Annotated in this window: 23 protein-coding genes and 1 pseudogene; 18 read left to right on the top strand and 6 right to left on the bottom strand. The window is 60.3% G+C overall.

Annotated elements, in window-relative coordinates; translation table 11 throughout:
* Positions 1–2 precede the first annotated feature (2 nt).
* The 3 genes from RGV33_RS26200 to RGV33_RS26190 form a co-directional block, all read right to left on the bottom strand.
* Positions 3–1,718: a proline--tRNA ligase gene (locus RGV33_RS26200; RefSeq protein ID WP_322147162.1), complete on the bottom strand. Its 1,716-nt coding sequence runs from the start codon at positions 1,716–1,718 to the stop codon at positions 3–5.
* Positions 1,719–1,897: 179 nt separating this feature from the next.
* Positions 1,898–3,439 (bottom strand): AmpG family muropeptide MFS transporter, encoded by a 1,542-nt coding sequence (locus tag RGV33_RS26195; RefSeq protein WP_322147161.1) that lies wholly within the window; start codon positions 3,437–3,439, stop codon positions 1,898–1,900.
* A gap of 43 nt (positions 3,440–3,482) precedes the next feature.
* Positions 3,483–3,845, bottom strand: a complete 363-nt coding sequence (locus tag RGV33_RS26190; protein ID WP_322147160.1) for an MGMT family protein — start codon at positions 3,843–3,845, stop codon at positions 3,483–3,485.
* A gap of 154 nt (positions 3,846–3,999) precedes the next feature.
* Between RGV33_RS26190 and RGV33_RS26185 the strand changes: the two genes are divergently transcribed.
* Positions 4,000–5,007, top strand: coding sequence for a DUF481 domain-containing protein (locus RGV33_RS26185; protein ID WP_322147159.1), 1,008 nt, complete (start codon positions 4,000–4,002; stop codon positions 5,005–5,007).
* Between the two features lie 107 nt (positions 5,008–5,114).
* Here RGV33_RS26185 and RGV33_RS26180 read toward each other — a convergent pair.
* Positions 5,115–5,319: pseudogene (locus tag RGV33_RS26180) on the bottom strand (SDR family NAD(P)-dependent oxidoreductase); the annotation flags it as partial.
* Between the two features lie 75 nt (positions 5,320–5,394).
* On the opposite strand from RGV33_RS26180, the gene RGV33_RS26175 reads away from it, so the two are divergent.
* The 4 genes from RGV33_RS26175 to groL all read left to right on the top strand — a co-directional run bounded on the left by RGV33_RS26175 (position 5,395) and on the right by groL (position 8,908).
* Positions 5,395–6,126, top strand: a complete 732-nt coding sequence (locus tag RGV33_RS26175) for a HugZ family protein (RefSeq protein WP_322147157.1) — start codon at positions 5,395–5,397, stop codon at positions 6,124–6,126.
* Between the two features lie 66 nt (positions 6,127–6,192).
* Entirely contained in the window at positions 6,193–6,669 is a 477-nt protein-coding gene (locus tag RGV33_RS26170) for an FxsA family protein (protein WP_008433587.1), read from the top strand.
* A gap of 248 nt (positions 6,670–6,917) precedes the next feature.
* Positions 6,918–7,214 carry a co-chaperone GroES gene (locus RGV33_RS26165; RefSeq protein ID WP_003208599.1) on the top strand — a complete coding sequence of 99 codons (297 nt, stop codon included), beginning with the start codon at positions 6,918–6,920 and terminating at the stop codon, positions 7,212–7,214.
* Between the two features lie 50 nt (positions 7,215–7,264).
* Entirely contained in the window at positions 7,265–8,908 is a 1,644-nt protein-coding gene (groL, locus tag RGV33_RS26160) for a chaperonin GroEL (RefSeq protein WP_076015366.1), read from the top strand.
* Positions 8,909–9,333: 425 nt separating this feature from the next.
* Here the strand turns inward: groL and RGV33_RS26155 are convergent, their stop codons facing one another.
* Both RGV33_RS26155 and RGV33_RS26150 read right to left on the bottom strand, forming a co-directional pair.
* Positions 9,334–10,080, bottom strand: coding sequence for a phosphatase PAP2 family protein (locus RGV33_RS26155; protein WP_322147155.1), 747 nt, complete (start codon positions 10,078–10,080; stop codon positions 9,334–9,336).
* Between the two features lie 54 nt (positions 10,081–10,134).
* Entirely contained in the window at positions 10,135–12,084 is a 1,950-nt protein-coding gene (locus RGV33_RS26150) for an LTA synthase family protein (RefSeq protein WP_322147154.1), read from the bottom strand.
* A 201-nt stretch (positions 12,085–12,285) separates the two neighbouring features.
* On the opposite strand from RGV33_RS26150, the gene colR reads away from it, so the two are divergent.
* The 13 genes from colR (at position 12,286) to prfB (ending at position 26,071) form a co-directional block, all read left to right on the top strand.
* On the top strand, positions 12,286–12,969 hold the full coding sequence (gene colR, locus RGV33_RS26145) for a two-component system response regulator ColR (RefSeq protein ID WP_003208587.1): 684 nt from the start codon (positions 12,286–12,288) through the stop codon (positions 12,967–12,969).
* Positions 12,959–14,239 (top strand): HAMP domain-containing sensor histidine kinase, encoded by a 1,281-nt coding sequence (locus tag RGV33_RS26140; protein ID WP_322147153.1) that lies wholly within the window; start codon positions 12,959–12,961, stop codon positions 14,237–14,239. Before colR ends, RGV33_RS26140 begins: the two co-directional genes overlap by 11 nt.
* A 188-nt stretch (positions 14,240–14,427) precedes the next feature.
* Positions 14,428–15,108 (top strand): class I SAM-dependent methyltransferase, encoded by a 681-nt coding sequence (locus RGV33_RS26135; protein ID WP_322147152.1) that lies wholly within the window; start codon positions 14,428–14,430, stop codon positions 15,106–15,108.
* A gap of 4 nt (positions 15,109–15,112) precedes the next feature.
* Positions 15,113–15,829, top strand: coding sequence for a lipopolysaccharide kinase InaA family protein (locus RGV33_RS26130; protein ID WP_322147151.1), 717 nt, complete (start codon positions 15,113–15,115; stop codon positions 15,827–15,829).
* A complete protein-coding gene (locus RGV33_RS26125) occupies positions 15,829–16,059 on the top strand; it encodes a hypothetical protein (RefSeq protein WP_322147149.1) in 231 nt (76 codons plus the stop codon). Before RGV33_RS26130 ends, RGV33_RS26125 begins: the two co-directional genes overlap by 1 nt.
* A gap of 209 nt (positions 16,060–16,268) precedes the next feature.
* Positions 16,269–17,891, top strand: coding sequence for a methyl-accepting chemotaxis protein (locus tag RGV33_RS26120; protein ID WP_322147148.1), 1,623 nt, complete (start codon positions 16,269–16,271; stop codon positions 17,889–17,891).
* Positions 17,891–18,403, top strand: coding sequence for a chemotaxis protein CheW (locus tag RGV33_RS26115; protein WP_322147146.1), 513 nt, complete (start codon positions 17,891–17,893; stop codon positions 18,401–18,403). Before RGV33_RS26120 ends, RGV33_RS26115 begins: the two co-directional genes overlap by 1 nt.
* Complete coding sequence (locus RGV33_RS26110; RefSeq protein WP_322147145.1) at positions 18,403–19,665, top strand: CheR family methyltransferase; 1,263 nt, start codon at positions 18,403–18,405, stop codon at positions 19,663–19,665. Before RGV33_RS26115 ends, RGV33_RS26110 begins: the two co-directional genes overlap by 1 nt.
* Positions 19,662–20,348, top strand: coding sequence for a chemotaxis protein CheW (locus tag RGV33_RS26105; protein ID WP_322147144.1), 687 nt, complete (start codon positions 19,662–19,664; stop codon positions 20,346–20,348). Before RGV33_RS26110 ends, RGV33_RS26105 begins: the two co-directional genes overlap by 4 nt.
* A complete protein-coding gene (locus RGV33_RS26100; RefSeq protein ID WP_322147143.1) occupies positions 20,345–22,624 on the top strand; it encodes a hybrid sensor histidine kinase/response regulator in 2,280 nt (759 codons plus the stop codon). The genes RGV33_RS26105 and RGV33_RS26100 overlap by 4 nt, the downstream gene beginning before the upstream one ends.
* Positions 22,621–23,631, top strand: coding sequence for a chemotaxis response regulator protein-glutamate methylesterase (locus RGV33_RS26095; protein WP_322147142.1), 1,011 nt, complete (start codon positions 22,621–22,623; stop codon positions 23,629–23,631). The genes RGV33_RS26100 and RGV33_RS26095 overlap by 4 nt, the downstream gene beginning before the upstream one ends.
* A gap of 51 nt (positions 23,632–23,682) precedes the next feature.
* Complete coding sequence (locus tag RGV33_RS26090) at positions 23,683–24,684, top strand: diguanylate cyclase (protein ID WP_322147141.1); 1,002 nt, start codon at positions 23,683–23,685, stop codon at positions 24,682–24,684.
* A gap of 291 nt (positions 24,685–24,975) precedes the next feature.
* A protein-coding gene (prfB, locus tag RGV33_RS26085; protein ID WP_322147140.1) for a peptide chain release factor 2 occupies positions 24,976–26,071 on the top strand; the annotation gives its coding sequence in 2 pieces (ribosomal slippage) (positions 24,976–25,047 and positions 25,049–26,071; 1,095 coding nt in all).
* Positions 26,072–26,115: the final 44 nt, after the last annotated feature.

The raw sequence follows: 26,115 nt of genomic DNA, 5'->3' as shown, positions 1-26,115 counted from the left end.
TTTCAGCGACGAATACGCGCCTGAAGGAAAGACAGCACGTCAGCCACCGGCAACGGTTGGGCTTCGGCTTCGGTCCGGCTCTTGTATTCCAGATTGCCATCGGCCAGGCCGCGGTCACTGACCACGATTCGGTGCGGGATGCCAATCAGTTCCATGTCGGCGAATTTGATGCCCGGGCTGGTTTTCTTGTCTCGGTCATCCAGCAACACTTCGAAGCCGGCAGCCGTCAGTTCGGCGTACAGCTTGTCGGTGGCTTCGCGTACTTGCTCGGTTTCGTAGCGCAGCGGTACCAAAGCGACCTGGAAAGGCGCCAGGGCGTCGCTCCAGATGATGCCTTTCTCGTCGTTGTTCTGCTCGATGGCAGCCGCGACCACGCGGGATACGCCAATGCCGTAGCAGCCCATTTCGAGGGTGATCGGCTTGCCGTTCTCGCCCAGCACTTCGCACTTCATCGCCTTGCTGTACTTGTTGCCCAGCTGGAAGATGTGCCCGACTTCGATGCCGCGCTTGATTTCCAGAGTGCCCTTGCCGTCCGGGCTCGGGTCGCCTGCCACCACGTTGCGCAGGTCGGCCACGGTCGGAACTGGCAGGTCACGCTCCCAGTTCACGCCAAAGTAGTGCTTGTCATCGATGTTGGCACCGATACCGAAGTCGCTCATCAGCTCTACCGAGCGGTCGATGATGATCGGCAGCGGCAGGTTCAGCGGGCCCAGGGAACCGGCGCCGGCGCCAATGGCGTCGCGCAGTTCGGCGTCGGTGGCCATCACCAGCGGGTTGGCCACGCCTGGCTGCTGGCCGGCCTTGATTTCGTTGAGCTCGTGGTCACCACGGATCACCAGGGCGATCAGCTTGCCTTCTTCCTCGGCACGCACGATCAGGGTCTTGATGGTCTTTTCAATCGGCAGATTGAATTTCTCCACCAGGGCCGCGATGGTCTTGGTCTCAGGCGTATCCACCAGGCGCAGCTCTTCGCTTGGCGCCGGGCGGGACGTTTCCCGTGGCACGGCTTCGGCTTTCTCGATGTTCGCCGCATAGTCCGAAGCGTTGCTGAACGCGATGTCGTCTTCACCGGATTCGGCCAGCACGTGGAACTCGTGGGAGCCGGCACCGCCGATGGAGCCGTTGTCGGCTTCAACCGGGCGGAACTTCAGGCCCAGGCGGGTGAACACGTTGCAGTAAGCGGTGTGCATGCGGTCGTAGGTGACCTGCAGGGACGCCTGGTCCGGGTGGAACGAGTAGGCGTCCTTCATGATGAATTCGCGGCCGCGCATCAAACCGAAGCGTGGACGGATTTCATCACGGAACTTGGTCTGGATCTGATACAGGTTCAGCGGCAGCTGTTTATAGCTGCTCAACTCGTTGCGCATCAGGTCGGTGATCACTTCTTCGTGGGTCGGGCCGGCGCAAAAGTCGCGGCCATGACGATCCTTGAAGCGCAGCAATTCAGGGCCGTACTCTTCCCAGCGCCCGGATTCCTGCCACAGCTCGGCCGGTTGGGTGCTCGGCATCAACACTTCCAGAGAGCCGGCGGCGTTCATTTCTTCACGAACGATGGCTTCGACCTTGCGCATTACCTTCAAGCCCATGGGCAGCCAGGTGTACAGGCCCGAGGCCAGTTTGCGGATCATGCCGGCGCGCAGCATCAGCTGGTGGCTGATCACGACCGCGTCGGAAGGCGTTTCTTTCTGTGTGGCGAGCAAATATTGACTGGTGCGCATGGTAGGCCGTTGTCGGTTGCTTGGACTTGAAATGACTTGGGATTGTACGGGCGCTTGCTGCCGACGTACAGGCATCTGGTTGCTGGAGCGGGGCTTCTGTGGGAGCTGGCTTGCCTGCGATGCAGGCAACACGGTGTGTCAGTTACACCGCGGTGATGCAATCGCAGGCAAGCCAGCTCCTACGGTGATTCGTTTTCCTCAGGAGGATTCAAGCGAATCCGCCGGCTTTCCTGAAACCAGTGCAAGGCGATCAGGATAAGCGTCGGCACACCCAGCAGGCAGGTGATCATGAAGAAGTTGTGGTAACCGAACTTCTCGACCATCACCCCCGAATACCCGCCGATCAGCCGTGGCAGCAGCAGCATGATCGAACTGAGCAAGGCATATTGAGTGGCGGAGAACTTCAGGTTGGTCAGGCTCGACAGGTACGCAACAAACGCCGAGGTCGCCATGCCCGAACTGAAGTTGTCCAGGGAGATGGTGAAGATCAGCATCTGCAGGTCCGGGCCCATGTCGGCGAGCATCACGAACAGCAGGTTGGTGCCGGCCGATGCAATGCCGCCGATAAACAGGATCGGCAGGATCCCGAAACGCACGATCAGCAGGCCGCCCATGCCCGCACCCAGCAAGGTCATGATCAGGCCGAATACCTTGCTGACCCCGGCGATCTGGTCCTTGGTAAAACCCTGGTCGATATAGAACACGTTGGCCATGACGCCCATCACCGTGTCCGACATGCGGTAGGTAGCAATCAGCCCCAGCAGCAGGAAGGCCTGCCAGCGGTAGCGCAGGATAAAGTCGTTGACCGGCGTGAGCACCGGCGCCAGGCCCCGGCGGCCCATGGTCGACAGGCACAGGGTGGTCAGGATGATATAGAGGATGGCCCGCAGGAACGCGCGGTCTTCCAGCAGCAAGTCCAGCAGGCTGACACCATGGAACAGCACGCTGGCGAAATCCGTGTTGTACAGCTGGGTAAACATCGCCGGTACCGACACCAGCAGCACGATCAGCACGAACACCGACATTAGCTGGTGCGCAAAACTGTAGCGCCCGGCCTGCAGTTGGGTACGCAGCGGCACATTGGGTTCGCGCATGAACAGGGTCGTCAGCAGCGCAGGCACCATCAGCACCCCAAACAGCACATACGTGCCTGCCCATGCCGAGTGCTTATAGTTGAAACCGGTGGAGCCGAAGCCTTCCGCGAAAAACAGCGCGCCAGCGGTGGCCAGCAGCGCGGCGATCCGGTAGCCGGACATATAGCTGGCAGCCAGCGCAGCCTGGCGGCTGTCATCGGCGATTTCCAGGCGGTAGGCGTCTACGGCTATATCTTGGGTGGCGGAAGCGAAGGCGACAATTACGGCGATGGCGATCAGCCAGGAAAGGTGCTTTTGCGGATCGCAAAAGCCCATGCCGATCAATCCGAGGATCACCAACGTCTGGGACAGCACCAACCAGGACCGACGACGTCCGAGCTTGCCGAGCAGTGGCAGGCGCCATTGGTCGAGCAAGGGTGACCAGACCCACTTGAAGGCATAGGCCAGGCCGATCAGGCTCGCGTAACCGATGGTTTCGCGGGCCACACCGGCCTCGCGCAACCATACCGAAAGCGTCGAGAACACCAACATATAAGGCAAGCCGGCAGCAAAGCCGAGCAGCAACAGCACTAACGTCGAGGGGCTGGCATAGGCGGCGAGCGCGGCGCGCCAGGTTTTACGGGGCATGGGCTGGAGTCTGCCTCAGAATTACGCAAATAAAGCGCGCACTCTAACCGCTGTGCTCTACCGGGCGCCAGCCATGGCGCTGAATATCAACGCGATTGTTTCGGATGGTGACGCCTTCGCCGCGCAAACGCGCGCGTTGCTCGTCCCCCGAGGCACTGCCCACCGGCAGACTTATCCGACCACCGGCACCCAACACGCGATGCCAGGGCAGTTTGGTGCCATCGGGCAGTTGGCTCAGGGTGCGGCCTACCCAGCGCGCGGCGCGACCCAAACCGGCGAGGTGCGCCAGCTCCCCGTAGCTGATCACGCAGCCTTCGGGCACTTGGGCAAGGGTCAGGTACAGCACGGTGCGGCGCATTTCGGCCGGGGTCTGTGGGGTGTCGGATGTTTCGGTCACGGTGGGCATATCCGATGAAAATATCCGTCTATTCGTAGGAAATGTCTGCAAATGTAACGCTGAGAACGGAACTCGATACCAATACCCGAGTCAGTCCTTGCTAAGAAGTTATCCAACCCGATAATGCCCGTTTTTTCGCCAAACTCGAGCCCCATATCCGCTTATGTTGTCCAGAACCCTGCTGTGCCTCGCTGTTTTCAGCGCTTCCACGCCGCTGCTCGCCGATACCGTCTGGTTGAAGAACGGTGATCGCCTGACCGGCAAAATCAAGGTTTTCGACGGTGGCAAGCTGCTGATCCAGACCGACTACGCGGGTGCGATCCCGGTGGACTGGAAGCAGGTCAAAACCCTGGAAAGCGACCAGGAGCTTCTGGTCAAGCAGGACGCCTACTCCGGCGAAAAGGCCAAATCCCTGAAGGCGGCCGACGACGGCAAGGTTATCCTGGCCAACGGCGAGGCGCCCAAGACCGTCGAACTGGCGAGCATCCAGCAGATCATCAAGCCCAAGCCCGTGATCGAAGACCTGGTGTGGAAGGGTAATATCGATATGGCGCTGGACTACAAACGCGCCGAAAACGACACCAACGACTACGACATCGACTTTAAGACCACCGCACGTCATGGCCAGTGGCGTCATACCGCCGAGGGCGAATACAACCGCGAATTCCAGGATGACGTGACCACCACTGACAACTGGGCGTTGGAATACGACCTGGACCGGTTTCTCACCGAACACTGGTTCTGGCAGGGCCGCTTGACCTACAAGCGCGACAAGGTTGAAGACCTGTCCCGCCAACGCACCGTGGGTACCGGCCCTGGCTATCAGTTCTGGGATGACGAACTGGGCGCGTTCTCCCTCGGTTCGCTGGTCAACCGCACCGATTACGAATACCAGGACGGCGGCAAAGACAATTTCTACTCGCTGGCTGCGAAGTGGAACTACAACCGCTTCCTGGTGGGCAAGACCGTTGAATTCTTCACCAATGGCGAGTTGGGCAAGCCGCTGTCGGGCCCGTCCAGCTACTCCCTGGATGCAGAAATGGGCTTGCGCTACAAAGTCACCGAGTGGGCCTCCCTCAACCTCAAGGCCGAGCGCGACATTATTAGTGGCGACTCGGAAAGTGCGTTGAGCAAGACCCGCTATACCGCAGGGTTCGGCGTCACCTGGTAAAAAGCCACCTGGTAAAAAACCACCTTGTAAAAAGCCCTCCGGGGCGTCAAAAGGTGTAACCCGCCGTCCAACTCCACGGTCTGCCCCATCTGTGACGGCTTGGGCCGCCTGCTCTCATTCGCCATGTCGCACAAATAGGCCCTGGCTTGCACACCATGGGCCTGGCAAGCGGCTACCGCCTCGTCGAGATTTTTCCTGATTGAGGGCCATCAGCGCCAAGTGTGCGTCTTTGCTTGCAAAATACTCGGCAGCGAAGCGGCCCAAACCCTGGCAACCGCCGGTGATAATGATTACTTTGTCGTTGAGATGCATTCGCAAGTCCTGTGGGCAGAATTAAGCGGCTATCCAGGTTTGTTTTTTGACGAAATTTATCAAAGGAGTCATAAGTTGAGCGAGCACGTTGCCAAAAATGCCCGAGAACTACTGCTCAAGGAATACCGGGGGGCACTGGCCACTCTGTCCAAGGCCATGCCCGGTTTCCCGTTTGGCTCAGTGGTGCCGTATTGCCTGGATGCCGAGGGCCGGCCGCTGATCCTGATCAGCCGCATCGCCCAGCACACCCACAATTTGCAAAAGGACCCCAAGTGCTCCCTGTTGGTTGGTGAGCGTGAGGCCGACGATGTGCAAGCGGTAGGGCGCCTGACCTACCTGGCCGAGGCCGAGAAACTCGAAGACAGTGCGGCAATTGAAGCTGCCGCCGAACGCTATTACCGCTATTTCCCGGATTCGGCGAACTACCACAAAGCCCATGATTTTGACTTCTGGGTGCTTAAGCCGGTACGTCACCGTTACATCGGCGGGTTTGGCGCGATCCACTGGGTTGACCAACTGGCCCTGGCCAATCCGTTCGCGGGCAAGGCCGAACTGAGCATGATCGAGCACATGAACAGCGACCACACCAAGGCCATCGCCCACTACGTCGAACTGGCCGGCTTGCCGACCTCCGAGCCTGCGCAATTGGCCGGTATCGACAGTGAAGGCATGCACTTGCGCATTGGCCAGGCACTTTATTGGCTGCCGTTTGCCGAGCCTTGCAACACGCCGACACAAGTACGCGAAGCCTTGGTTTTCCTGGCTCACGCTGAGGTCTGGCCGAAAAAAACAGGCGCTGAAGCTTGAATTCACGAAACGGCGACGTCATCTAAGGTGAAGTAGCAAGGCATTCTTGCGTTGAGGAACCATTTGATGCGCCCTTTTTTGTTGCTCTTTTTGTTGTTTCCAGTGCTGGAGCTGTTCGTATTCGTACAAGTCAGTGGGGCAATAGGGTTTTTCCCGGCGCTGCTGCTTATCATTCTCGGCTCGATGCTCGGCGTTCTGGTGCTGCGCGTCGCCGGCCTGGCCACGGCGCTGCGTGCCCGTGAAAGCCTGAATCGCGGCGAACTGCCGGCCCAGACCATGCTCGAAGGCCTGATGATGGCGTTGGCCGGTGGCTTATTGATCCTGCCGGGCTTTATCAGCGACGTAGTGGGCCTGGTAATGTTGCTGCCATTCACTCGCAAGCTGTTGGCGGGCAAGATGCGCCAGCGCGCCGAAGAGGCGGCGATCCGCCAGCGCGCCTTTGCCGACGACCTGCAACCCCGTGGTGGCCCGGCCCCGCGCCAGCCCCTGGGGCGTGAAGGTGATGTGATCGAAGGCGAGTTCGAACACCGCGACCCCAAGTAATCCGCTCACTGGCACGGCACCTGCGGGTGCCGTGTGGCTTTTAAAGACGCACCCGACACAAAAAATTTCATCCCTGCACCCTTGTAATAAGCTTATGCGCCCTTATGTAACGGTCACCGCAAGGTTTCTGGTGGCGACACCAGACAGACTTCCGCGTTTCGCGCCGCGAACCGCGACCGGCACCGCCGGAATTTAACCTGCCGGAATTGACACCGGCCGATGAAAAACACAATTAGGAGAGATCGACAATGAGCAAGCTTCGTCCTCTGCATGACCGCGTCGTCATCCGTCGCAGTGAAGAAGAAAAGAAAACCGCTGGCGGCATCGTTCTGCCAGGTTCGGCTGCTGAAAAAGCCAACCACGGTGTGATTCTCGCTGCTGGCCCAGGCAAAACCCTGGAAAACGGTGAAGTACGTGCGCTGGCTGTGAAAGTGGGTGACAAGGTTGTTTTCGGCCCTTACTCCGGCAGCAACACTGTGAAAATCGACGGCGAAGACCTGCTGGTAATGGCTGAGAACGAGATTCTCGCTGTTCTGGAAGGCTGATTTCCCCGCTCATCTTCCCGTTACTACAAAGTATTTAAGGAATATCGATCATGGCTGCTAAAGAAGTTAAATTCGGCGATTCCGCCCGTAAAAAAATGCTCGCCGGTGTCAACGTCCTGGCTGACGCAGTAAAAGCGACCCTGGGCCCTAAAGGCCGTAACGTGATCATCGAGAAGAGCTTCGGCGCTCCGACCATCACCAAGGACGGCGTTTCCGTCGCCAAAGAAATCGAGCTGAAAGATCGCTTCGAAAACATGGGCGCGCAACTGGTCAAAGACGTTGCCTCCCGTGCCAACGATGACGCAGGCGACGGCACCACCACCGCCACCGTCCTGGCTCAGTCGATCGTCAACGAAGGCCTGAAAGCCGTCGCTGCCGGCATGAACCCGATGGACCTCAAACGCGGCATCGACAAGGCGACCATCGCCATTGTCAAAGAGCTGAAGTCCCTGTCCAAGCCATGCGCCGACACCAAGGCAATCGCTCAGGTCGGCACCATCTCGGCCAACTCCGACAGCTCCATCGGCGACATCATTGCCGAAGCCATGGAAAAAGTCGGTAAAGAAGGCGTGATCACCGTTGAAGAAGGCTCGGGCCTGGAAAACGAACTGTCGGTTGTTGAAGGCATGCAGTTCGACCGTGGCTACCTGTCCCCGTACTTCGTCAACAAGCCAGACACCATGACCGCCGAGCTCGACGGCCCGCTGATCCTGCTGGTTGACAAAAAGATCTCCAACATCCGTGAACTGCTGCCAGTTCTGGAAGCTGTTGCCAAGGCCGGTCGCCCACTGCTGATCGTTTCCGAAGACGTTGAAGGCGAAGCCCTGGCGACTCTCGTTGTGAACAACATGCGCGGTATCGTGAAAGTGGTTGCCGTTAAAGCACCAGGTTTCGGCGATCGTCGCAAGGCCATGCTGCAGGACATCGCTGTTCTGACTGGCGGTACCGTTATCTCCGAAGAGATCGGCCTGAGCCTGGAAAGCGCTACCCTGGAACACCTGGGTAATGCCAAGCGCGTCACCGTGACCAAGGAAAACACCACCGTGATCGACGGTGCTGGTGTTGAAGCTGACATCCAGGCACGTGTTACCCAGATCCGCGCCCAAGTGGCTGATACCACTTCCGACTACGACCGTGAAAAACTGCAAGAGCGCCTGGCCAAGCTGTCCGGCGGCGTTGCAGTGATCAAGGTTGGCGCTGGTTCCGAAGTTGAAATGAAAGAGAAGAAAGCCCGCGTTGAAGACGCCCTGCACGCTACCCGTGCAGCCGTTGAAGAAGGCGTGGTACCTGGCGGTGGCGTGGCACTGGTTCGCGCCCTGCAGGCTATCTCCGAGCTCAAAGGCGACAACGCTGACCAAGACGTCGGTATCGCTCTGCTGCGTCGTGCTGTTGAAGCACCACTGCGCCAGATCGTTGCCAACTCCGGCGACGAGCCAAGCGTAGTTGTCGACAAGGTCAAGCAGGGTTCGGGTAACTTCGGTTACAACGCTGCTACCGGCGAATACGGCGACATGATCGAAATGGGCATCCTGGACCCAGCTAAAGTGACTCGTTCGGCTCTGCAAGCGGCTTCGTCGATTGCCAGCCTGATGATCACCACTGAAGCTATGATCGCCGAGATCAAAGATGACGCTCCAGCTGGCGGCGGTATGCCAGACATGGGTGGTATGGGCGGCATGGGCGGCATGATGTAAGCCAGCCTTACCCCTGTAAAAAGAAGCCCCGCCTGCAGTGATGCAGGTGGGGCTTTTTTTGGCTTGCGATTTTTGGTGTATATATCCGTTATTTTTGTACTGGCTGATATTGGTTCCGCTTTTACAGCGTGTCACTTTGCAAAAGGCGGCAAAGTAACCAAAACGTGCTGCCCCGCCTGTCGGCGCCGCGCTCCGAAATTGTTCCGCGGGCCGCCGCGAAGGCCCGTCGCGGCTAAACCGGCATCCTGAAAGAAGCAAGGACAAAAGCTGTAGGAGCCGGCTTGCTGGCGATGCAGGCAACTCGGTGTATCAGGTACACCCAGTTAACGCCATCGCCGGCAAGCCAGCTCCTGCCGTGGACGGTGTTTGCTGTTGATTTTGCTTCTACACTCAAGCCGCCCGAGTGGTGGCGTTGAGCCTTTTGGTTACGTTTGGGTTCCTTTCAAAAGTGGCCCCGCCCGAACCGCAACCCTCTGCGGCCGGTACAGCAAAAAGTAATACGCCCCCAAACAAATCACCCAACTGAAAATCGCCGTCCACACGTTATGAGAAAGAAAGTGCGCCCCTTGCATCGTGCGGCTCACCGAAAGCACCGTGCCCAGGCCCAGCGCAAATATAAATGCCCAGCGTGCCATGCGCGGGCGGCGATCCCTCAGGGCAAAAAACAACGCAAACAAGGCGAACCCGGTCGCCGCATGCCCGCCCGGCCAGCAACGGCCCGGCTTGTCAGTCGGCGGCCTGGGACTGAGTAGTTCGCTGTAGGTTTCCTGGCCGCCAAACTCCTTGACGCTCCACGGGCATTGCACCCCGGTCACCGTCTTCAACGGCGAAACAAACGAGGTGGCCAACGCGAGCGACAGCACCAGGCACCCCAGTTCCCGACGATAGGGTTTAAGCCGGTCGATAACAAATGCCCCGGCAAACCCGGCGATCGCCAGCACCGAAAACACAATCACCATCTGCTTGGCACGATCGTGAAGAATGTCCTCCAGAAAAAAACTGTGCCGGCCGACAAAGCCGCCTTCCGAAGCGTTGTAGAACAACTTGGCTATGTCCATGTCCAGCGACGTAAGCTCCAGCAACAGCATGGCCACCGCCAGAACGGCAGGCACAGCGAGGCACAGCCAGAAGTTGAGGGGTTTGGATAACGGACGAACAACGATTGCTTGCATGACGAATTCGAACTCTAAAAAAAGCCCCGGGCAGACTTGGCCGGGGCAATTTGGTTAGCGTGCACTCACTTGGGGAACCTCGTCCTTGGGCGCCCTCCAGCTCAACAACTGTTGTTTGTAGCCATAGCTGGCGCCCTGGTAGTAGGTGATGGCTCGCTGGATCAACGGGTCATCACTGCCAACCCGGGTTTCGTGGCTGTCGCCCAGCGCCTGGTCATGGCGGCGCAGGCCCTGGCGTGGGCTGAGAATCGCCAGGTCGTTACCGTCGAACAAGCCCAGGTACTGGTAGTTGCCGACCACCACACGTGGGGGCAATGGATTGTCTTGCAGCAGGTTGCGGCCAAAGAACGTCGACTCGTAGCTCAGGTTCAGCAAACCCAGCAGGGTTGGCGCCAGGTCGATCTGGCTCGCCAGTTTCGCATTCTCGCCAGCATCGATCAGCTTGGGCGCGTAGATAAACAACGGGATCTGGTAGTTGGCCATGGGCAGGTCTTCCTTGCCCGCGCTGCCCGCCGTGTGGTCGGCGACGAAGATGAAGATCGTGTTGTCGAACCATGGCTTCTGGCGCGCCGCCTCCAGGAACTGGCCGATGGCGTAGTCGGTGTACTTCACCGCGCCATTGCGACCGTCACCGGACTTGATATCAATACGACCTGCCGGGTAGGTGTACGGGCGGTGGTTGGAGGTGGTCATTAACTGCAGCAGGAACGGTTGCTGCTTGGCGTAGTCGGCGTCTGCCAGTTTCAGCGTCTGCTTATAAAGGTCTTCGTCGGCCATGCCCCAGGCGTTTTTAAAGCTGATTTCCGCCTCGGGCACGCTGCTCTGGTCGACCACGCGGTAACCGTTGCCACTGAAAAAGGCGTTCATGTTGTCGAAGTAGCCACGGCCGCCGTAGACGAACACGCTGTCGTAGCCGATGGCGTTGAGGTGTTGGCCCAGGCTCCCGAAACCGCTTTCCCGGCCAATGCGCTTGACGATCGAGCGACCAGGCGTGGGCGGGATAGCCAGGGTGATGGCTTCCAGGCCGCGGTCGGTACGGGTTCCGGTGGCGTAGAAGTTATTGAAGTACAGGCTCTGTTTGCGCAACGCATCAAGGTTGGGTGTGAGGTTGTCCGCGTCGCCGTTGCTGCCCATGTACTTGGCGCTGAAGCTTTCGATGGTCACCAGCACGATATTGGGTTTGCGCAACGTGCCCGGGTTAGTAATGGTGCGACGGATATCCAGTGGGTCGGTGCCGATAAACTGTGCATTGGGTTCGCTGAGTTCGGCGCGCAGTTGCTTGGCGACGACATCGGCTGGCAGGCTTTTGTAGAACTGGTTGTAGTCCAGTTCGTTGTTACGGAACGCGGCGAAGAACTGATAGGGGCCGTTGCTCGCCAGTTCATTGTTGTAGGCGTTGCCGCCCTGGCTGCGTGGGCTGTCCTGGTTGATCAGTTGCAGGCTCAGGCCGGCCACTACCAACAAGCCAAGGGCGTTGAGCAGGCGTTTACGCATCGCCGGCATTGGCGAACTCATTGCCGCGTTGAACGGTTTGCGCAAGGCCAGGCTCAAGACGATCGCCAGCACCGCCAACAGACTCAGCAGCTTGCCAATTGGATAAGACTCCAACAGGTTATTCAGCACCTCTTTGGAGTAAACCAAATAATCCACGGCTATAAAATTGAAGCGCACGCCGAACTCGTCCCAGAACAACCATTCGGCCACGCTGGTGAAAAGCATGGCGAACAGGCTCACGGTCAGCACCGCCTGCAAGAACCAGCGATGGCCCCGGCGGCGCCACAAAGCCGGCGGGCACAGCAGCAGGTACAAGCCCAGGGGCAGGGCGGCATAGGCCAGGAAGCCAAGGTCATAGAGCAGGCCCACGCCGAATACCGGCAGCAGGTTACCGCTGACTTCGTCCAGATGGGTTACCAACAGCAGGATGCGGGTCAGTAGAAAAATAACCAGCCAGGCACCGGTCACCAACAGCAAATAGCGCATTGGCGCCGTTTTTGGAAAACCCATGTCAACATTCCTTATTTTCGATGGGCGCGATCTTCGCGCTGACACTGTAGTCAGGTTGTGAACCTATAGTGAAAAACTCGTTAAGTCCCGCAATCGGTTGAAAACAGTAATCGGCGCGGCCTTCAGGCCTAGCCGTGAGCCATACTTGGCCTTAAGCTGCGCGAGCCAACACGGCCGTTACCGCGTACGGAGACACTGCCCATGCGAATTTTACTGGTTGAAGACAACCGCGATATTCTGGCCAACCTGGCCGATTACCTGGGGCTCAAGGGCTACACCGTAGACTGTGCGCAGGACGGTTTGTCGGGCCTGCACCTGGCTGCCACCGAACATTACGACCTGATCGTGCTCGACATCATGCTGCCTGGCATTGATGGCTACACCCTGTGCAAACGCCTGCGTGAAGATGCGCGACGCGACACGCCGGTGATCATGCTCACCGCCCGCGACCAACTGGATGACCGGCTGCAGGGCTTCAAGTCTGGTGCCGATGACTACCTGCTCAAACCGTTTGCGCTGTCGGAATTGGCCGCACGCATCGAAGCGGTGCTGCGCCGTGCCCAGGGCGGTGGGCGCCGTGCCTTACAAGTTGGCGATCTGAATTACGACCTGGACACCCTGGAAGTCACCCGCGAGGGGCGCCTGCTCAAACTCAACCCGGTGGGCCTGAAGCTGCTGGCGGTGCTGATGCAAAAAAGCCCCCACGTATTGCGCCGCGAAATTCTCGAAGAAGCCCTGTGGGGCGATGACTGCCCGGACAGCGACAGCTTGCGCAGCCATGTCCATCAACTGCGTCAGGTGATTGACAAACCTTTCGCCAAACCGTTGCTGCAAACGGTGCACGGTGTGGGCTATCGCCTGGCCGAGGGTCGTGATGGAGTTTAAGCAAAGCCTTGCCCAGCGGATCATCATTGCCTTTGCCTTGATGAGTGCGTTGGTGGCGGGGGCGTTTGCCATGGGCATCGTCGCCACCGTGCACCTGGTAGAAGAAAAGCTCATCTCGGCCGGCCTGGGCGGTGACTTGCAGCGCCTGCTGCTGATGGACAGCGTCGAGGACTGGGGCCATCGTCCCGAACCGGACCAGTTGTTCTATTTCAGCGGCGGCCCTGGCGATTTTGAGCTGCCCAAAGACCTGCGTCACCTGGAGCCGGGTTTCCACGAGGTGTTTCGCGAGTCGCTGTCCTACCATGCCATGGTCGAGGTGGTGGATGGGCGCCGCTATGTCCTGTTGCAAGACCAGAGCGATTTCGAAGAGCGCGAACGCGTACTGTTTGCCGTGGTACTGGTGGGCTTCGTACTCAGCCTGGCGCTGGCGGTATTCCTCGGCTGGGTCCTGGCTCGCAAAGTGATGGCGCCAGTGGTGCGCCTGGCCCGACAGGTTCGCCATCGTGACCAGTTGCTGGGCCTGGCACCGCCTTTGGCGCCGGACTACGCCGCCGATGAAGTCGGAGAGCTGGCGGTGGCCTTCGATGCGACGCTGGGCCGCCTGCGCCAGGCGTTGTCCCGCGAGCAACTGTTCACCAGTGACGTGAGCCACGAGTTGCGCACCCCACTGATGGTGCTCGCCAGTTCCTGCGAACTGTTGCTGGAAAACCCGGCGATCGATCAGCGCGGTCGCAACCAGGTCGAACGCATCGCGCGGGCCTGCGAGGAAATGCGCGAACTGGTGCAAACCTTCCTGATGCTGGCCCGTGCCCAGCGCGAAGAGGCCGGCATGTCACCCCAGGCCAACCTGGCGCAGGTGGCGGATGCTCTGTTGGGGATCTGGCGCGAGCCGATCGAACGCAAGGGGCTGGAGCTGATCTATCAGCCCGGCGCGCCGTTGGATACCCGCTACAACGCGACCTTCCTGCATGCAGTAATGGGCAACCTGCTACGCAATGCACTGCATTACACCGAGCATGGCTTTATCCGCCTGACCCTGGAGCCGAGCGGCTTTGTGGTGGAAGACTCCGGCGTGGGCATTCCCGAGGACAAGCGCGAGGCCATGTTCGAGCCGTTTGTGCGCGGCAGTGAAAAGCGCGGCGAAGGCCTGGGCCTGGGTTTGTCGCTGGTTCAACGTATCTGCGAGAACCAGGGCTGGAGCGTCAGCCTCAGTACCATGGAACCCAATGGCTGCCGCTTTCATGTTGAGTTGAGTCAGGTCAACGCCTGATGCCTGCCCTGGCGCTACTCTGCGGCAGACTCCCTGCTTTTCGGCGAAGATGGCACCGCGCCATGACTTGTGTCTGCAAAGTTTTGTAATGTATAGGATTCGACAGGACAAGTTTTTCACAAAGAGTTGACTTGTTGATCACAGATTGCTGCTTAAGGTTGTAGGCATCAGCAACTGGAGACCCGTTGATGCCTACTCCGATCAAGCTCGAATTTTCCGAAAAGTACGACGATAAGCACGCGCAAAATTATTTGCTCAAGCATCAGGACAATCTGGCTCGCCGGTTGTCCCACAAACGCGACGAGCAATTGGCCCGCGGTGCGTTAGCCCTGGCCGGCGAGCCAGGCCTGGTATTGGACCTGCCGTGCGGTGCCGGGCGGTTCTGGCCGCTGTTGGCCGAAAAGCCCAATCGGGTGATCATCGGGGCGGACAATTCCGAATCGATGTTGAAGATCGCCACGGTCGCCCAGCCGGCGGACGTGGTGAAACGGGTACGACCTTTGCAGACGTCTGCCTTTGATATTGATTTGCCAGACAACGCAGTCGACAGTATTTTCTGCATGCGCTTGATGCACCACATTGGTGACCCAGAGCACAGGCTGACAATACTGCGCGAGTTTCAGCGTGTTACCCGCGATAGCGTGATTATCTCGCTGTGGGTAGATGGCAATTTCAAGGCGTGGAAACGCAAGCGTGCCGAAGTGCGGCGTCGTAAAAAAGGTGAGCAGGAAGGTTACCAAAATCGGTTCGTGTTACCGGCTGCTACTGTTGAGGCAGAGTTTGAACAGGCCGGTTTCCGTGTTCAGGAATTCCTGGACTTCATACCGCTCTACGCCATGTGGCGAGTGTATGTATTGCGCAAGAGGTAACAGGATGGTTGTTGAGTCTGTAGCAGGTAGTGAAGTAGCTCCCGAGGAGCGATTTGATTATTTCTGGCGCCAGAAGGGCGAGTGGGTCGAGGAACCCAATCGTCGTCGCGGCGGTGAAAGTGGCGTGCAACGGGTGACGGGCACCAATGGTCGTTTGCTCTACTGCAAGCGCCAGACGGGGCATATTTACCGCAGTTGGCTCCATCCTTTTGGACGCCCCACCGTGTTGCGCGAGCGTGATGCCCTCAAGGGCTTGCGCCTGCTGGATGTACGGGTACCAGAACTGGTGTTCTGTGAAGCCCGCCGCGACCCTGAGCATCAATGGAAAGCATTGTTGGTGACGGCGTCGCTGGACGGTTTCGACGAGATCGAAAACTGGTACGCCGCCGGTGGTCGTGAGCAGTATGGCGAGGGGGTACATGAGCGCCTGCTCAAGGAACTCGCTGGCACGTTGGCGCGCATGCACAAAGGTCGCTGGCAGCATGGTTGCCTGTATATCAAGCATATCTTCGTGCGGGTGACGGGCGAGGGCGACTCGGCGAATGTTGAAGTGGCGCTGCTGGATTTCGAGAAGTGTCGGCAACGTATGACCGCGTTGCGGGCGGCCCGGCATGACATGTTGCAGCTGCGTCGCCATTCGTCGTGGAACTCCGCCGACTGGCAGAAACTGAGCTACTTTTACGAGACGGCGTTTGGCAGCGCTATCAAGGGTTTAACGTAATGAAGCTAGAAATTGCACGAGGTTTGTTTCTGTTGGGGGCGTTGGGCATTGCTGCCCTGGCCCTGGCTGCGTGGGAGCAGCCCCGGACACAAGTTCTCAGTGCGGTGCAGGGTGTCGGGCAGCAGTGCCCGATGCCGCGGATCGCCAAGGTCGGTGTCGCGGTCAAGCCTGATCATGAGTTGTTGTTATTCATGTTTGGGATGTCCCAAGGGATGAGGCCACAAAGTTGAAGAGATTGAAGCCCAAATAAAAGGCCTCGCTAGTGCGAGGCCTTTTATTTGGGCTTGTTTTTGTTGGCCGAGTACCGACCCGTCAGCGCAACAACGGATATGCCCTCCAAACTTTTCCCCGCGTAACCCCCATCCAAAAACCCAGTGCCTAATGATGGCACCTGCTCAGCTATACTCTCCTCCATTTGAATGGCCCTCGAGGAATTACTGTGAAGAACTGGACCTTGCGCCAACGGATTTTGGCGAGCTTTGCGGTCATCATCGCGATCATGCTGCTGATGGTAGTGGTCTCGTATTCACGCCTGCTGAAGATCGAAGTCAGCGAAGAATCGGTCCGCGACGATGCAGTCCCGGGGGTGTACCTGAGCTCGATGATCCGCAGCGCCTGGGTCGACAGCTACCTGCAAACCCTCGACATTATTGGCCTGCGCGAAGACAAGGGTCTTACCGACACCGACAAGGCCGATTTCAAGTCCTTCGAAGCGCGCATCATCACCCAGATGGCCAACTATAAAGAGACCATCAACGGCGGTGAGGACCAAGCCGAGTTCGATAAATTCGAAGCCATGCACCAGGCCTACAACAAGGCCCTCTCCGGCGTCCTCGACCACCTGCAAAACCACGATGTGAGCGCCGCTCGCAAACTGTTCGACGCCGAGCTGACCCCGTCCTGGACCGCAGGCCGCATGAAGCTCAACGACATCATCACCGAAAACAAAAACGTCGCCGACCGCGCCACCAACGCCATCGACGACGCGGTATCCGCTGCCAAAATCAGCATGGGCGTTTCGTTGATTCTCGCCATCCTGGCCGCCGGCCTCTGTGGCCTGCTGTTGATGCGCGCGATCATGGCGCCGATGAAGCGCATCGTCGACATCCTCGAAACCATGCGCACCGGTGACCTGAGCAAGCGCCTGAACCTGGAACGCAAGGATGAATTCGGCGCGGTAGAAACCGGCTTCAACGACATGATGACCGAGCTTACCGCCCTGGTGTCCCAGGCCCAGCGCTCTTCGGTACAGGTCACTACCTCGGTCACCGAGATTGCCGCCACCTCCAAGCAACAGCAGGCCACCGCCACCGAAACCGCGGCGACTACCACCGAGATCGGCGCCACTTCCCGGGAGATCGCTGCCACTTCCAAGGACCTGGTTCGCACCATGACCGAAGTCTCTACCGCCGCCGACCAGGCGTCGGTGGCCGCAGGTTCCGGCCAGCAAGGCCTGGCGCGCATGGAAGAAACCATGCATTCGGTGATGGGCGCGGCCGACCTGGTCAACGCCAAGCTGGCGATCCTCAATGAGAAGGCCGGCAACATCAACCAGGTGGTGGTTACCATCGTCAAGGTCGCCGACCAGACCAACCTGTTGTCCCTCAACGCTGCCATCGAGGCCGAGAAGGCCGGTGAATACGGTCGCGGGTTTGCTGTGGTCGCCACCGAAGTGCGGCGCCTGGCTGACCAGACCGCCGTGGCCACCTACGACATCGAGCAGATGGTGCGCGAGATCCAGTCTGCGGTGTCGGCCGGGGTGATGGGCATGGACAAGTTCTCTGAAGAAGTACGCCGTGGCATGTTCGAAGTGCAGCAAGTGGGCGAGCAACTGTCGCAGATCATCCATCAGGTGCAGGCACTGGCGCCACGGGTGTTGATGGTCAACGAGGGCATGCAGGCCCAGGCCACCGGCGCCGAACAAATCAACCATGCGCTGGTGCAGTTGGGCGATGCCAGCAGCCAGACCGTGGAGTCCTTGCGTCAGGCCAGCTTTGCCATCGATGAACTGAGCCAGGTCGCGGTCGGCCTGCGCAGCGGCGTGTCGCGTTTCAAAGTCTGATGAACGACCTCGCGGCTAAACGCGGTGCCGTTGCGGCAGTGAAACAAGCGCTGTTCCTGGTGTTTCACATCGGCAACGAACGGTATGCCCTCAAGGCCACGGAAGTGGCCGAAGTGCTGCCGCGCCTGCCGCTCAAACCCATCGCCCATGCGCCTGCCTGGGTGTCCGGAATCTTTGCCCATCGTGGGGCGATGGTGCCTGTGATCGACCTCAGCGCCTTGACCTTCGGCACTCCGGCCCAGGCCCGCACCAGCACGCGCCTGGTGCTGGTCACCTACCAGCCGGATGCACGTGCCCCGGCGCGCTGGCTGGGGCTGGTGCTCGAACAAGCCACCGACACCCTGCGCTGTGACCCGGCAGAGTTCAAGCCCTACGGCCTGGACAATTCCCAGGCCCGCTACCTGGGCCCGGTGCGCGAAGACGAACGCGGGCTGATGCAATGGATCGGCGTGGCCGAGCTGCTGACAGCCGACGTGCAGGCGTTGCTGTTTGCCGCTGGCGAGGACGACTGATGAGCAGTGATCAGCGCTTTTTCGACTTCCTTAAAGACCGCATCGGCCTGGACGTTGCCTCGGTGGGCGAAGCGATCATCGAACGCGCCGTACGCCAGCGCAGCATGGCCCTCAGCGCGCAGACGGCAGATGAGTACTGGCAGCAGTTACAAGCCTGCACCGACGAACAGCAAGCGCTGATCGAAGCGGTGATCGTCCCCGAGACCTGGTTTTTTCGTTACCCCGAATCCTTTGCCACCCTGGGCCGGCTGGCCGTGGCGCGCCTGGCCGAAATCAAGCAGATGCGTGCCCTGCGCATCCTCAGCTTGCCGTGCTCCACCGGCGAAGAACCTTACTCGATCGCCATGGCTTTGCTCGACGCGGGGCTCGCGCCGCATCAGTTCAAGGTGCAGGGCATGGACGTCAGCCCGCTGTCGGTGGAGCGCGCCCGGCGTGGGGTGTATGGCAAGAATTCGTTTCGTGGCCAAGACATCGATTTTCGCGAGCGGCACTTCACCGAACAAAGCGACGGCTACCGGATTGCCGAACGTGTACGCGAGCAGGTGCGGTTGCAAGTGGGCAACCTGCTGGACCCCAAGCTGCTGGCCAACGAGCCCACCTACGATTTTGTGTTCTGCCGCAACCTGCTGATCTACTTCGACCAGCCGACCCAGAAACAGGTGTTTGAAGTGCTCAAGGGCCTGACTCACGTCGACGGTGTGCTGTTTATCGGGCCTGCCGAAGGCAGCCTGCTGGGCCGCCTGGGCATGCGTTCAATTGGTGTGCCGCAGTCGTTTGCCTTCAGTCGCCATGAAACACCTGTGCCTGAACCGGTCTTTGTGCCGATGCCCGCGCCAATCCCGCAGCGCAGTGCCGCGCCAATTCCGACCAGGCCCCGGCCGTTCAGTACGACCAGCGCCCAGGTGGTGTCGATCCAGCCGCCGCTCGTGCAGTCGGACGCAGCCGACCTGTTAAGCCAGATCGCGACCCTGGCCAACGAAGGAAAAAGCCTGGAGGCGCGTGCTGCGTGTGAGCATTATTTGCAAAGCCATCCGCCGGCGGCGCAGGTGTTTTATTGGCTGGGCCTGCTCAGTGATGTGGCCGGCAGCGCCCTGGAAGCCCAGGGTTATTATCGCAAAGCCTTGTACCTGGAACCCCAGCACCCGCAGGCCTTGATGCACCTGGCCGCGTTGCTCGAATCCCAGGGCGATGTCGCCGGCGCCCGCCGTTTGCAGGCCCGTGCCGCGCGCAGCGAGCGCGCTGACAGTGAGCGTAAATCATGACCCTGGACCCCGCGCTGAACCTGACCCTGGCCGACACCCAGGCCATCGACGACTGCTGGAACCGCATCGGCATCCACGGTGACAAGTCCTGCCCGTTGTTGGTTGAACACATTCACTGTCGCAATTGCTCGGTGTATTCCGCCGCCGCCACGCGCCTGCTCGACCGCTACGCCTTGCAGCAGGACGATCGCCGGCCGGTGGCGGCGCCGGAGGTAGAGGGTGATGTGGTCACCCGTTCGCTGTTGATGTTCCGTCTTGGCGAAGAGTGGCTGGGCATCGCCACGCGTTGCCTGGTGGAAGTGGCGCCGCTGCAACCTATCCATTCTCTGCCCCATCAGCGTTCCCGGGCGTTGCTGGGCGTGGCCAATGTGCGCGGCGCGCTGGTGGCATGCCTGTCGCTGGTGGAGTTGCTGGGGCTGGACGGTACCAGCAGCGGCCCAAGCGGGGGGCGGGTCATGCCGCGTATGTTGATCATCGCGGCGCAGGACGGCCCGGTGGTCGTGCCGGTGGACGAAGTGGACGGTATCCATGCCATTGATGAGCGCACCTTGAGCGCGGCGTCTGCCTCCGGCACCCAGGCCAGCGCCCGCTATACCCAGGGCGTGTTGCAGTGGAAAGGCCGCAGCCTGCGCTGGCTGGATGAGGCGCAATTGTTGTCTGCCGTGACCCGGAGCCTCTCATGACCCCCGACCAGATGCGCGACGCCTCGCTGCTGGAGTTGTTCAGCCTGGAGGCCGACGCCCAGACCCAGGTGCTCAGTGCCGGCCTGCTGGCCCTGGAGCGCAACCCCACCCAGGCCGACCAGCTCGAAGCCTGCATGCGCGCGGCCCACTCCCTGAAGGGTGCGGCGCGGATTGTCGGGGTAGACGCCGGTGTGAGCGTCGCCCATGTAATGGAAGATTGCCTGGTCAGTGCCCAGGAAAGCCGACTGTACCTGCTGCCGGAACATATCGACGCGTTGCTGCAAGGCACTGACTTGCTGATGCGTATCGCCACGCCGGCCAACACCGTGAGCCTGGCGGACATTGAGTCGTACGTGGCGCTGATGGAACGTTTGCTCGACCCGTCGCAAAAAGTCGCGCCGCCCACTGCGCCAGTCCCCGCGCCGGAACCCGAGTTGTCGATGCAAGCGTTGCTGACGTCGCCGCCTGCGCCTGCGCCGCCGGTCAGCACTGAGCTGCCACGCCCGAACAAGCGCATGACCGAAGGCGGCGAGCGGGTGTTGCGGGTCACCGCCGAACGCTTGAACAGCCTGTTGGACCTGTCCAGCAAATCACTGGTGGAAACCCAGCGGCTCAAGCCTTACCTGGCCAGCTTGCAACGCCTCAAACGTATCCAGAGCAACAGCGCCCGGGCGCTGGAGAGCCTCGACGGCCACCTCAAGACGGTCGACCTGAACCTGGAAGCCCAGGAAGCCCTGGCCGATACCCGCCGCCTGCTGAGTGAAGCCCAGGCGTTGCTGGCGGAAAAAACCGCCGAAATCGATGAGTTTGGCTGGCAGGCCGGGCAGCGTGCCCAAGTCTTGTACGACACCGCGCTGGCGTGCCGCATGCGCCCGTTTGCCGATGTGCTGGCCGGGCAGGTGCGGATGGTCCGCGATTTGGGCCGCAGCCTTGGCAAGCAGGTGCGCCTGGAAATCGAAGGCGAGAAAACCCAGGTCGACCGCGACGTATTGGAAAAGCTCGAAGCGCCGCTGACTCATTTACTGCGCAATGCCGTCGACCACGGCATCGAAATGCCCGAGCAACGTCTGCTGGCGGGCAAGCCGGCCGAAGGTTTGATCCGCTTGCGTGCCTCTCACCAGGCCGGCCTGCTGGTGCTGGAATTGAGCGACGACGGCAACGGCGTCGACCTGGAGCGCCTGCGCGGCACTATCGTCGACCGGCATTTGTCGCCGGTGGAAACCGCCCTGCGCCTGAGTGAAGAGGAGCTGCTGACGTTCCTGTTCCTGCCCGGGTTCAGCCTGCGGGACAAGGTCACCGAGGTCTCGGGGCGCGGTGTCGGCCTGGATGCGGTGCAGCATATGGTTCGCCAATTGCGCGGCGCGGTGGTGTTGGAGCAGACGGCGGGGCAGGGCAGTCGCTTCCACCTGGAAGTGCCCTTGACCCTGTCGGTGGTGCGCAGCCTGGTGGTGGAAGTCGGCGAGGAGGCCTACGCTTTCCCGTTGGCCCACATCGAACGCATGCGTGACCTGGCGCCTGACGACATTGTGCAACTGGAAGGCCGCCAGCATTTCTGGCACGAAGGCCGGCATGTCGGCCTGGTCGCCGCCAGCCAGTTGTTGCAGCGCCCGCCGGGACAAGGCGCCGAGGAAACCCTCAAGGTCGTGGTGATCCGCGAGCGCGACGCGGTTTACGGGATCGCCGTAGAGCGTTTTATCGGCGAGCGTACGTTGGTGGTGTTGCCCCTGGATGACCGGCTGGGCAAGGTCCAGGACATTTCCGCCGGTGCCTTGCTCGATGATGGCTCGGTGGTGCTGATCGTCGACGTCGAAGACATGCTGCGCTCGGTGGATAAACTCCTGAATACCGGCCGTCTGGAGCGCATCGCCCGACGCACCCAGCAAACCCTGGAAGCCCCGCGCAAGCGTATTCTGGTGGTGGATGACTCGCTCACCGTGCGCGAGTTGCAACGCAAATTGTTACTTAATCGCGGTTATGAAGTGGCCGTGGCGGTCGATGGCATGGATGGCTGGAACGCGTTGCGCTCCGAAGACTTCGACCTGCTGATCACTGACATTGATATGCCTCGCATGGACGGTATTGAATTGGTCACACTCTTGCGTCGTGATACTCGCCTGCAATCGCTGCCGGTGATGGTTGTTTCCTACAAGGACCGGGAAGAAGACCGCCGTCGTGGACTGGATGCCGGCGCCGACTATTATCTGGCCAAGGCCAGCTTCCACGACGATGCGTTGTTGGACGCAGTGGTAGAGCTGATTGGAGGAGCCCGGGCATGAGGATTGCGATCGTCAATGACATGCCCATGGCCGTGGAGGCCTTGCGCCGGGCGCTGAGTTTCGAGCCCGCCCATGAAGTGGTGTGGGTCGCCGGTAACGGGCTGGAGGCGGTGCAGCGCTGCGCCGAACTCACGCCCGATCTGATCCTGATGGACCTGATCATGCCGGTAATGGACGGCGTGGAAGCGACCCGGCAGATCATGGCCGAGAGTCCTTGTGCGATTCTGATTGTTACGGTCGACCGCCAGGCGAATGTCAGCCGGGTGTTCGAAGCCATGGGCCATGGCGCCCTGGACGTGGTCGACACGCCCGCATTGGGCGTGGGTAATCCGAAGGATGCGGCAGCGCCGCTGCTGCGCAAGATCCTCAATATCGGCTGGCTGATCGGCCAGCGCGGTAGTCGAGTGCGTGCCGAGCCTGCGCCGCAGCGCAGTACGGGCAAACGCCAGAGCCTGGTGGCCATCGGGTCGTCTGCAGGTGGCCCGGCGGCTCTGGAATCCTTGCTCAAGGGCTTGCCCCGGGACTTTTCGCCGGCCATTGTGCTGGTGCAGCATGTGGACCAGGTGTTCGCCGCCGGCATGGCCGAGTGGCTCAGTAGCGCCTCGGGCCTGCCGGTGCGCCTGGCCCGGGAAGGTGAGCCGCCACAAAGCGGCGTGGTGCTGTTGGCAGGCACCAACCATCATATTCGTCTGCTGAAGAACGGCACGCTGGCCTACACGGCAGAGCCTGTGAACGAGATTTACCGGCCGTCCATCGACGTGTTTTTCGAGAGCGTCGCCAGTTACTGGAACGGCGATGCCGTCGGTGTACTGCTCACGGGCATGGGCCGTGACGGCGCCCAGGGACTTAAATTGATGCGTCAGCAAGGCTACCTGACCATCGCCCAGGACCAGCAAAGCTGTGCGGTTTACGGTATGCCAAAAGCGGCAGCGGCGATCGACGCGGCTGTTGAAATTCGCCCACTGGACAGGATTGCGCCACGATTGCTGGAGGTATTCGCAAAATGACCGATATCACACGCTGTCCTGGCCTGCAGGTAGTAATTCAGGTGACTGCAAATGAATGATTTACAGCTCGACGACTTCAAGACCGACGAAAACGCCGCGATGGTATTGCTCGTCGACGACCAGGCGATGATCGGCGAAGCCGTGCGCCGGGGCCTGGCCCATGAAGACAACATCGACTTCCACTTTTGCGCCGACCCGCACCAGGCCATCGCCCAGGCGATTCGTATCAAGCCCACGGTGATCCTGCAGGACCTGGTGATGCCGGGCCTTGATGGCCTGACGCTGGTGCGCGAATACCGCAACCACCCGGCGACGCAGAATATCCCGATCATCGTGCTCTCCACCAAGGAAGACCCGCTGATCAAAAGCGCGGCGTTTGCCGCCGGGGCCAACGATTACCTGGTCAAGCTGCCGGATAACATCGAGCTGGTGGCGCGCATCCGCTACCACTCGCGCTCCTACATGACCCTGCTCCAGCGGGATGCGGCTTATCGCGCGCTGCGGGTCAGCCAGCAGCAGTTGCTGGACACCAACCTGGTGTTGCAACGGCTGATGAACTCCGACGGCCTGACCGGGCTGTCCAACCGCCGGCACTTCGACGAATACCTGGAACTGGAATGGCGCCGTGCCATGCGTGACCAGACCCAGCTGTCGCTGTTGATGATTGATGTGGATTTCTTCAAGACCTACAACGACAGTTTCGGCCACCTGGAAGGTGACGAAGCGTTGCGCAAGGTGGCTGCGACCATTCGTGATGCCAGCAGCCGCCCTTCGGATTTGCCGGCGCGTTACGGCGGCGAGGAGTTTGCCCTGGTGCTGCCCAACACTTCACACGGCGGTGCGCGGCTGGTGGCCGAGAAGCTGCGCCAGGCGGTGGCTGGCCTGAAAATCCCGCACATCAGCCCGGCACAAGGGGCGAGCCTGACCATCAGTATTGGCCTGTCGACCATGACCCCGGTGCAAGGCACCGATTGCCGGCAACTGATCTCGGCGGCGGACAAGGGCTTGTACCTGGCCAAGCACAATGGGCGCAATCAGGTGGGTATCGAATAACGACGGCAAAACGCGGGTTGTCTGGAGAGCGCTTGCCGTGGCGAGGGAGGTTGCTCGCGCTGGGCTGCGGAGCAGCCCCAAACCATCACCGAGTACCGCCTGACACACCACAGTGACATTGCAAGGGGCTGCCGCGCAGCCCAGCGGGAGCAAGCTCCCTCGCCACAGGGTGCTCTTGAACGCGCATTTGCTGATGCAACCCCGCCTTTTCGGCCAAGCGGACTGCCGTTATCAGCCGTTTGTCGGTATACTCGTCGGCTTTCAAAAGTTCGCCAACGAGTGCTGCCCGCCATGGAAATCAACCCGATCCTTAACACCATCAAGGACCTGTCCGAGCGCTCCGAAACTATTCGGGGGTATCTTTGACTACGATCAAAAGCATGAGCGTCTGACCGAAGTCAATCGCGAGCTTGAAGATCCGGCTGTCTGGAACAAACCTGAATACGCCCAGGAACTGGGCCGCGAGCGCGCTGCGCTGGCGCAGATCGTCGAGACCCTCGACGAATTGAACATCGGCCTTGGCGATTGCCGCGACCTGCTGGACATGGCCGTCGAAGAAGATGACGAAGGCGCAGTGGGCGATGTCGTCGCCGAGCTGGCCCGTCTCGAAGAGAACCTCGCCAAGCTTGAATTCCGCCGCATGTTCAGCCACGAGATGGACCCGAACAACGCCTACCTGGACATCCAGGCCGGTTCCGGCGGCACCGAAGCCCAGGACTGGGCCAACATCCTGTTGCGCATGTACCTGCGCTGGGCTGACAAACGCGGTTTCGACGCAACCATCATGGAGCTGTCGGCCGGTGAAGTGGCTGGCATCAAAGGTGCGACCGTGCACATCAAGGGCGAATACGCCTTTGGCTGGCTGCGCACCGAGATCGGCGTGCACCGCCTGGTGCGCAAGAGCCCGTTCGACTCCGGCAACCGTCGCCACACCTCGTTCTGTGCAGTGTTTGTCTCGCCAGAGATCGACGACAAGGTCGAAATCGAGATCAACCCGGCAGACCTGCGCATCGACACCTATCGTTCCTCCGGTGCCGGTGGCCAGCACGTAAACACCACCGACTCGGCCGTACGTATTACCCACGTACCGACCAACACCGTGGTCAGCTGCCAGAACGAACGTTCCCAGCACGCGAACAAGGACACCGCCATGAAAATGCTGCGGGCCAAGTTGTACGAGCAGGAAATGCAGAAGCGCAACGCCGCGTCCCAAGCGCTGGAAGACACCAAGTCGGATATCGGCTGGGGTCACCAGATCCGTTCGTATGTGCTTGATGCGTCGCGGATCAAGGATCTGCGCACTAACATCGAACGCAGCGACTGCGACAAGGTGCTCGACGGCGATATCGACGAATACCTGGAAGCCAGCCTGAAATCTGGCCTGTAAAGACTCTGTAGGAGCCGGCTTGCCGGCGATCCCCAGCCGAAGGC

Source organism: Pseudomonas sp. Bout1 (assembly GCF_034314165.1).
Lineage (GTDB): Bacteria > Pseudomonadota > Gammaproteobacteria > Pseudomonadales > Pseudomonadaceae > Aquipseudomonas.
This window is presented reverse-complemented; position numbering and strand designations above follow the sequence as displayed.

Bases quoted from the DNA above. Each gene is read 5' to 3' on its own strand.
- RGV33_RS26200 (WP_322147162.1), bottom strand. From the start codon at position 1,718: ATGCGCACCAGTCAATATTTGCTCGCCACACAGAAAGAAACGCCTTCC.
- RGV33_RS26195 (WP_322147161.1), bottom strand. From the start codon at position 3,439: ATGCCCCGTAAAACCTGGCGCGCCGCGCTCGCCGCCTATGCCAGCCCC.
- RGV33_RS26190 (WP_322147160.1), bottom strand. From the start codon at position 3,845: ATGCCCACCGTGACCGAAACATCCGACACCCCACAGACCCCGGCCGAA.
- RGV33_RS26185 (WP_322147159.1), top strand. From the start codon at position 4,000: ATGTTGTCCAGAACCCTGCTGTGCCTCGCTGTTTTCAGCGCTTCCACG.
- RGV33_RS26170 (WP_008433587.1), top strand. From the start codon at position 6,193: ATGCGCCCTTTTTTGTTGCTCTTTTTGTTGTTTCCAGTGCTGGAGCTG.
- RGV33_RS26165 (WP_003208599.1), top strand. From the start codon at position 6,918: ATGAGCAAGCTTCGTCCTCTGCATGACCGCGTCGTCATCCGTCGCAGT.
- groL (WP_076015366.1), top strand. From the start codon at position 7,265: ATGGCTGCTAAAGAAGTTAAATTCGGCGATTCCGCCCGTAAAAAAATG.
- RGV33_RS26155 (WP_322147155.1), bottom strand. From the start codon at position 10,080: ATGCAAGCAATCGTTGTTCGTCCGTTATCCAAACCCCTCAACTTCTGG.
- RGV33_RS26150 (WP_322147154.1), bottom strand. From the start codon at position 12,084: ATGGGTTTTCCAAAAACGGCGCCAATGCGCTATTTGCTGTTGGTGACC.
- colR (WP_003208587.1), top strand. From the start codon at position 12,286: ATGCGAATTTTACTGGTTGAAGACAACCGCGATATTCTGGCCAACCTG.
- RGV33_RS26140 (WP_322147153.1), top strand. From the start codon at position 12,959: ATGGAGTTTAAGCAAAGCCTTGCCCAGCGGATCATCATTGCCTTTGCC.
- RGV33_RS26135 (WP_322147152.1), top strand. From the start codon at position 14,428: ATGCCTACTCCGATCAAGCTCGAATTTTCCGAAAAGTACGACGATAAG.
- RGV33_RS26130 (WP_322147151.1), top strand. From the start codon at position 15,113: ATGGTTGTTGAGTCTGTAGCAGGTAGTGAAGTAGCTCCCGAGGAGCGA.
- RGV33_RS26125 (WP_322147149.1), top strand. From the start codon at position 15,829: ATGAAGCTAGAAATTGCACGAGGTTTGTTTCTGTTGGGGGCGTTGGGC.
- RGV33_RS26115 (WP_322147146.1), top strand. From the start codon at position 17,891: ATGAACGACCTCGCGGCTAAACGCGGTGCCGTTGCGGCAGTGAAACAA.
- RGV33_RS26110 (WP_322147145.1), top strand. From the start codon at position 18,403: ATGAGCAGTGATCAGCGCTTTTTCGACTTCCTTAAAGACCGCATCGGC.
- RGV33_RS26105 (WP_322147144.1), top strand. From the start codon at position 19,662: ATGACCCTGGACCCCGCGCTGAACCTGACCCTGGCCGACACCCAGGCC.
- RGV33_RS26100 (WP_322147143.1), top strand. From the start codon at position 20,345: ATGACCCCCGACCAGATGCGCGACGCCTCGCTGCTGGAGTTGTTCAGC.
- RGV33_RS26095 (WP_322147142.1), top strand. From the start codon at position 22,621: ATGAGGATTGCGATCGTCAATGACATGCCCATGGCCGTGGAGGCCTTG.
- RGV33_RS26090 (WP_322147141.1), top strand. From the start codon at position 23,683: ATGAATGATTTACAGCTCGACGACTTCAAGACCGACGAAAACGCCGCG.